Origin of the sequence: Enterococcus sp. BSD2780061688st2 D3, from assembly GCF_005844145.1 — a bacterium.
Classification (GTDB): Bacteria; Bacillota; Bacilli; order Lactobacillales; family Enterococcaceae; genus Enterococcus_B; species Enterococcus_B durans.
Genome location: NZ_SPHN01000040.1, coordinates 1 through 5811 on the forward strand (window position 1 = coordinate 1; position 5811 = coordinate 5811).

Genomic DNA, 5811 nt, shown 5'->3' on the forward strand with positions numbered 1-5811 from the left:
TAAAAATTCCTCCTGGTATGTTTTCTTCTAGTCTACACACCTTAATTTTTCTGTCTAGTTAATTGTAGCCTATCCAAGCGGTTAGTGAAGCAGTTTGATGAACCGAAGGTTGTAGTCACAGATAAAGCCCCCTCTATTACAAGTGCCTTTAAGAAACTAAAAGAATACGGCTTTTATCAAGGGATAGAACATCGTACCATTAAATACCTGAATAATTTGATTGAACAAGACCATCGTCCAGTAAAGAGACGCAATAAATTCTATCGAAGTTTACGCACTGCCTCTACCACGATTAAAGGCATGGAAGCCATCCGAGGATTATATAAGAAAACCCGAAAAGAAGGCACTCTCTTCGGGTTTTCGGTCTGTACTGAAATCAAGGTATTATTGGGAATCCAAGCTTAAATCATAGATACCGTAAGGGATTTTATTCTTTATTTAAAACTTTGCAACAGAACCTTTTTATTTTACAGAAGCACTCGAAACTGCATCTACTGCAGTTTCATCGTGTGTGCTGGCGCTGGTTACTGCATCTGTTTTTCCACCATGAACAGATGCACTTGAAACCGCATCTTCATTTCCAACAAGTTGTTGACCCGTTTGTTGTAAATACCACTCAATGATTGGTTTGAAATCAAGAATGTATTCATTGATTCCAGCATACTCTCCATTTTCATCATGCATTGCTTGGTAATTATGCACAATATATTTTTCTGGCACTTGTTTTGGTACATGAACACGTACCGCATCTGTTGCTCCGCTTCGCAGTTGTTGAATTACCCACTCTACATTTTTATACGATTTTTCTGGGTGACAGTTGGCTAATGGATTCCCTACCTGACCGGGCACACGAGCAGCTAACATCTCTTTCGCTTCTTGGCGCAAATTATAATATAAAAATTGGTTATTATTATCTGCAAAAGTTAATTCCATCGGCATCGAATCTAAAAAGTAATTGATTTGATCCACTGTCAATAACCCACGATTTAATTTGACGTAAGTATTTCCAGAAACGGCACCGACTGCTTCAGAAGCTTTTTCCAACCAATGATCATCTGACATATCAACATCGGGTATTGTCGTAGCAATTGTTCCTGTCGCATGCAAATCTTCTGGTGGAAGCTTTTTAGGCCCTGCTAAGGTAGACACGACTTTAATGAATTTTACAAAACTTGCTAATGTACTGCCTAAAAAGTCAACAGTTCGTGGATCAATCAAGCGATCTTCTTGGTCAAATGCTTCTTTTGCTTTTCCCAATAAAAATTCATTTCCGGGCATCACTAATGCATTCACGCCTGGTGCGTCCAAAATTTGGCGCAAGTGTAATTGCGCGCGTGAAGTTCCTTGATCGTAGTAAGAAGCACCCACAACCATTACAGGTTTATTTTCAAGTGGATGGATTTTAAATGATAGCCATTCAAGTGCACTTTTCAATCCTGCTGTAACCGTATGATTGTGTTCTGGCGTAGCAATAATTACCCCATCAGCCATTAAGATTTTGCGATTTAGCTGTTGAATAGCAGGACTATTTGTTTGATCATCATCTTGATTGAACAGAGGTAAATCTTTGATTTCAATGATTTCTAAATTAAATAGTTCATGATATTGTTTTTGGATAAATGTTAATAATTTACGGTTATATGAAAGTTCAGCTGCTGATCCGACGATACCTATTAATTTCATCTTTGTTTGCTCCCCTCGATTAAATCGTTTCCCATGAAAAGCTTTCGGCTTCACGTTTATTTGCTTGGTGCGCATGTTGCAATTGACTAGTGATTGTGACAAAGAGTAAGAAATCTTTGAATAGTTCACGTAATTTTGCGACTTGTTCTTCATCAATGAGTCGTCCTTGCTCATCAAAGGCTTGGAGTGAATGACCCAATAAAAATTCTGAGCTTGGCATAATTCGTGCCTTTAACTCTGGTGAATCCAATATTTGGCGCAAATGTGCTTGTGCGCGTGAAGAACCTAACGTGCCATAAGACGCTCCGGTAATCATCACTGGTTTATCCACAAACGGAAAAATACCATATGAAAGCCAATTTAATGCGTTAATCAATGAAGCAGGAACCGCATGGTCATACTCTGGTGTGCTGATGATTACGCCATCTGCTTGTTCAATTTTTCCAGCAATTTCTTTAACAACATTTGGTAGTTCTGTGTTTTCAGGTTTGTTAAATAGTGGCAGCTCCTTGATTTCGACAATTTCGATTTCTGCCTCATTTACAAAATAATTTTTCATAAACTGTAATAATTCACGGTTTGTTGACCGCGTTGAATTTGTTCCTACTAATCCAATAAATTTCATCTTCATTCTCTTTCCTTTCTAACATCGATTTCTGACTGTTCGCACGTACTAAATTTTTTCAAATCCTTTTGTATACAAGAATTGATTCTCTTTTGTTACAACTGCTCCCTCGATACCCGGCTGTTCTTCAAGCGCTTTCAACACTTCTAAAGAAGATGCTCCAAATAAACGTGTAGTCCAGATTTCTCCATCTACAGAAGAATCAGACAAAATCGTCAGGCTTGCTACGTCATTTTTAACTGGGAAGCCAGTTTTCGGATCAATGATGTGATGATACACTGACGAACCATTTTGTAGATAACGTTCGTAGATTCCAGAGGTAACTAAAGATTGGTTGCTTAGTTTAACCACCGCAAGCGACTCTTCACGTGAACCTTTAGGATTTCGCAAACCAATACGCCAAGCACCATCCGAACGTCTTGGTGATTCACCAAAAACAACGATATTTCCTCCTAAGTTAACTAAAGCAAACGCTGCATTTCGCTCTCGGCAATGTGTAATTAATTTATCTGCAATGTAACCTTTTGCTAACGCCCCCAAGTCAATCATCATTCCTGGTTTGGTTAAAAAAACGGTTTTCATTTTTTCATCTAATTGAATTTGGTGTGGATCCGTTAGCAGAAGTAACTCAGTTATCTCTGCTTTTGTTGGAACCAATGCATCTTCAAATCCAATGTGCCATTTTTGTACAACCGGACCAATAGCAATATTCAGATAACTATTTCTTGCACAACTATGTGCTTTTCCTAATTTGATGAGCTCAAAAAGTTCAGGATGTACAATCACAGCTTGTCGTCCAGCAGCTTGATTGATGGCCATTAATTCAGAAGTTGCATCATGTGCGCTGAAGCGATGTTCATAAACGTGCAACCATTCGCCTAACTCTGCTAGTAATCGACTAGGCTCTTCATGCCCAACTTGTAATGTAATTGTTGTCCCCATCATTTGCCAGATTTTCGTTTCTTCGATCACCTGATTCATTTTGTACCTTCTTTACTTGAACTACGGATTACATGAGTAATTAGTTTTTATTTTTGTTACTGTTTTCACAACCAGATGATACGCTTGCTAGATTTATTTGTCAACCGATTTTATATATTTTTTTATATAATAAGGTAATTTTAATATAAAATTTTATATTGTAAAAAAACAAATAAGGGAAACAAACAACACATTTTTGTGTGTTGCTTATTTCCCTCTAACTATCGTTTTCTATTTGATGGTTAACCTACTTAAAATAAATACTGCAACGACAAACGGAGATCAAGCATGCTTTGTAACGTATTTTACGAGAATTACGACTTTATTTTATTACTCTATCTTGCTGCCATACCCGTCTATCCCTAATCATCTTTGGTGAATTTTTTCAAAGTTAGCATAACAAAAATAAGTATTTTTTCCTTCGTTAATCAATAGTATCATTTTTTTTCATATGATTTAATTCATCAATTAATTTTTTGTTTTTATTAATTTTAGCAAAAGCTAGTGCATCTTGAATCAATTCGAGCACTTCTGCCTTCGACTTATTTTTAGCCTGTGCGTTCTTCGCTAATTGGGCAGCAGCTCGTGCTAAGTAATAAGTCAAATGGTTATCCGAACAAATATCGATTGCGTAATTTAGTAGTGCATCACTTGTTTCCAAATCACCGTCTTGCGCAAAAAAAACACCACAATGAAAGACGATATTTAACACCCGCCAGATATCTTCTGTTGTACGAATCGGATACGTATAAATTTTTTCAAACACTCGATTGAAATAAACTTCTGCTTTTTCCAACTCTTTTTCTCTAGCATAGACCATTCCAATACCTGTATATGCCAATAAACGAAACAACGTGTTGGCTGTTTCTGCCATCAACAACTGATCAAAATGGAACAACACATCCGTAATTGGTGCATTCGTAAAAATCATTTCAAATCCTTTTAGATAGTAGTAACGTGCAATCAGCTCAGACTCGTCAATTACCTTGGGATCAATGGCTGCTAAAATCTGTGTCAATTGTTCATATTCACTCGTAATCAGTGAAAACTCTGCTTTTTCTAGCTGTTCATCAAGTTGTGTATTGATCACGTTCATCGAAGAAAAAAGTTCAACTAACGGAAGATTGATTCGATTACATAATTTGATTAAAATTTTTAACGAAGGGACTTGACCATTGTTCTCAAATTTACTTAATGTTGCTTGTGTACAAATTCCTTCAGACACTTCTTTTTGAGATAAGTTGGCAGCCTTTCTTGCCGTAATAAATTTTTCAATGTTCATTATTTTCTCTCCAATCAGACCTCACACGAAAATCATTTCTGTCTCGATTTTAGCATGTTTTCTTTGGGAATGCTTTAATTGGTTAAGATATCAATAGTTTTTTGATTTTGTTTATTCAACAGCATAATTTTTCAGCCATACTGAAAAATTCAAGAATATCAATCTTTTTCTCAGTCAGTCTTCTAGAAAACTGACTGAGAAAAAGAACAAAGACAAACAAAAAAAGACTCTGCAGTCATCCCCACAGAGTCCTTTGTTGCCATTCATTTTTAAATGATGTTTACTTATTTTTTAGTTGTTTTTTCTATAGTTATTAAAAGAGATAAATAGTCATAAGGTTGGATCGTTGTTGACGCTTGTTTTCTTTCAATAGCATTCACCACGTCACCCATTTCCAGAATTTCTTTTGGCAAAATCACTTCCTTCGCTGTTGGATTGGCAAAACGAACCACATAATAGCCTTCATTAAAATAGGAGGGGTAAATTGCTGACACGAGTAGCTCTTCGGGAAACTCAACCAATGAAAATTCTGTTGGAATAGTTAATTCATTTTGCAACGGCCAAATCTTATTATCTATCCGCTGAATAAAAACGTTTAAGCTTTGTTTTTGATAGGAAATTGATTGGTCTAATCGTGATTCAGATAGTTTCGCGACTTTCCATTCATCAAACACACCATTTCTTACCGTAAATCCAAAAGTAAAATGATATTCACCTATTTCCTGTGCTAATGGTGTTTGCATCATGATATGTCCTTCATTAGTCGTATCTCCGGAAGCACGCCCTGGACGCCATGCAAGGTTTGGCTTTCCAAGTTCACCAGTTGTTGCCATTAATGTGATGTACAATTTTTGGCCAATCCGTTCGTATTCCTTCAAACTATCTGCGTAAAAAGTTAGATAAGAATCATCCTTGACAACTGACACACTTTTACCAAAAATTTCTAAATTCACTGGCTTCTCAACCATTCGTTCTTGCCAATCTTCAGGAATAATGTCCGGTTTATTTTCGATAAAGCCATTTTGAATTTGGGCAATTGATTTTTCAGAGTCATCCAATACATTTACTACCATTCGAATACGATGTGAGTAAATAGTATTTTTTATTTTAATGGAACCTTCCACAACTTCCCCAGCACCAATGCTCAGAGGGTTCTGTTGCAAAGTTTTAAATAAAGAATAAAATCCCTTACGGTATCTATGATTTAAGCTGGGATTCCCAATAATACCTTGATTTCAGT

At 36.4% G+C, this 5811-nt stretch carries 5 protein-coding genes and 1 pseudogene; 1 reads left to right on the forward strand and 5 read right to left on the reverse strand.

The genetic code is table 11. The features are described 5' to 3' along the window. Nucleotides 1-75: 75 nt before the first annotated feature. Nucleotides 76-405: pseudogene (locus FGQ66_RS14650) on the forward strand (IS6-like element IS1216 family transposase); the annotation flags it as partial. Nucleotides 406-462: 57 nt separating this feature from the next. On the opposite strand, the gene FGQ66_RS14655 reads toward FGQ66_RS14650, so the two are convergent. The 5 genes from FGQ66_RS14655 to FGQ66_RS14675 all read right to left on the reverse strand — a co-directional run bounded on the left by FGQ66_RS14655 (nucleotide 463) and on the right by FGQ66_RS14675 (nucleotide 5644). Further along, nucleotides 463-1683, reverse strand: coding sequence for an NAD(P)H-dependent oxidoreductase (locus FGQ66_RS14655; protein ID WP_104870090.1), 1221 nt, complete (start codon nucleotides 1681-1683; stop codon nucleotides 463-465). Nucleotides 1684-1702: 19 nt separating this feature from the next. Continuing rightward, nucleotides 1703-2308: an NADPH-dependent FMN reductase gene (locus FGQ66_RS14660; RefSeq protein ID WP_016922376.1), complete on the reverse strand. Its 606-nt coding sequence runs from the start codon at nucleotides 2306-2308 to the stop codon at nucleotides 1703-1705. 48 nt (nucleotides 2309-2356) lie between these two features. Continuing rightward, nucleotides 2357-3289, reverse strand: a complete 933-nt coding sequence (locus FGQ66_RS14665; RefSeq protein ID WP_002339140.1) for an FAD:protein FMN transferase — start codon at nucleotides 3287-3289, stop codon at nucleotides 2357-2359. Nucleotides 3290-3713: 424 nt separating this feature from the next. Beyond that, nucleotides 3714-4571 carry a helix-turn-helix domain-containing protein gene (locus tag FGQ66_RS14670; RefSeq protein WP_002339139.1) on the reverse strand — a complete coding sequence of 286 codons (858 nt, stop codon included), beginning with the start codon at nucleotides 4569-4571 and terminating at the stop codon, nucleotides 3714-3716. A gap of 284 nt (nucleotides 4572-4855) precedes the next feature. Beyond that, nucleotides 4856-5644, reverse strand: coding sequence for a hypothetical protein (locus FGQ66_RS14675; RefSeq protein ID WP_104870091.1), 789 nt, complete (start codon nucleotides 5642-5644; stop codon nucleotides 4856-4858). Between the last annotated feature and the right edge of the window lie 167 nt (nucleotides 5645-5811).

What these genes read in the sequence shown, in the direction of transcription:
- FGQ66_RS14655 (WP_104870090.1), bottom strand. Translation starts at nt 1,683, where the DNA reads ATGAAATTAATAGGTATCGTCGGATCAGCAGCTGAACTTTCATATAAC.
- FGQ66_RS14670 (WP_002339139.1), bottom strand. Translation starts at nt 4,571, where the DNA reads ATGAACATTGAAAAATTTATTACGGCAAGAAAGGCTGCCAACTTATCT.
- FGQ66_RS14660 (WP_016922376.1), bottom strand. Translation starts at nt 2,308, where the DNA reads ATGAAATTTATTGGATTAGTAGGAACAAATTCAACGCGGTCAACAAAC.
- FGQ66_RS14675 (WP_104870091.1), bottom strand. Translation starts at nt 5,644, where the DNA reads ATGGTAGTAAATGTATTGGATGACTCTGAAAAATCAATTGCCCAAATT.
- FGQ66_RS14665 (WP_002339140.1), bottom strand. Translation starts at nt 3,289, where the DNA reads ATGAATCAGGTGATCGAAGAAACGAAAATCTGGCAAATGATGGGGACA.